The sequence below is a fragment of the Acinetobacter sp. WU_MDCI_Abxd143 genome, from assembly GCF_025514195.1.
Classification (GTDB): Bacteria; Pseudomonadota; Gammaproteobacteria; order Pseudomonadales; family Moraxellaceae; genus Acinetobacter; species Acinetobacter pittii_H.
On the sequence record NZ_JAHPTH010000040.1, the window covers coordinates 1 to 629 of the forward strand.

Annotated in this window: 1 rRNA gene; it reads right to left on the minus strand. The window is 46.3% G+C overall.

What is annotated here, in order from left to right:
- Positions 1 to 456: ribosomal RNA gene (locus KTI79_RS19095) — 16S ribosomal RNA — on the minus strand; the annotation flags it as partial.
- Between the last annotated feature and the right edge of the window lie 173 nt (positions 457 to 629).

Consider the following 629-nt stretch of genomic DNA (forward strand, 5'->3'; position numbering starts at 1 on the left):
CTAAAGTAGCCTCCTCCTCGCTTAAAGTGCTTTACAACCATAAGGCCTTCTTCACACACGCGGCATGGCTGGATCAGGCTTGCGCCCATTGTCCAATATTCCCCACTGCTGCCTCCCGTAGGAGTCTGGGCCGTGTCTCAGTCCCAGTGTGGCGGATCATCCTCTCAGACCCGCTACAGATCGTCGCCTTGGTAGGCCTTTACCCCACCAACTAGCTAATCCGACTTAGGCTCATCTATTAGCGCAAGGTCCGAAGATCCCCTGCTTTCTCCCGTAGGACGTATGCGGTATTAGCATTCCTTTCGAAATGTTGTCCCCCACTAATAGGCAGATTCCTAAGCATTACTCACCCGTCCGCCGCTAAGATCAGTAGCAAGCTACCTCTCTCCGCTCGACTTGCATGTGTTAAGCCTGCCGCCAGCGTTCAATCTGAGCCATGATCAAACTCTTCAGTTAAAATCATTTTGCACCTTATTATAGACAAGGTGCCAATTCTGGCTCATCAATTACTGACTTAAATTTCGCTCAAATAAACTTCGAGTAATTTAAACCAATCAATCAATGAAAATTATTTCGATTAATCAATCAGTAAAAATCCACACAAGTTGTTCTTCAATTCTCTTAATGAT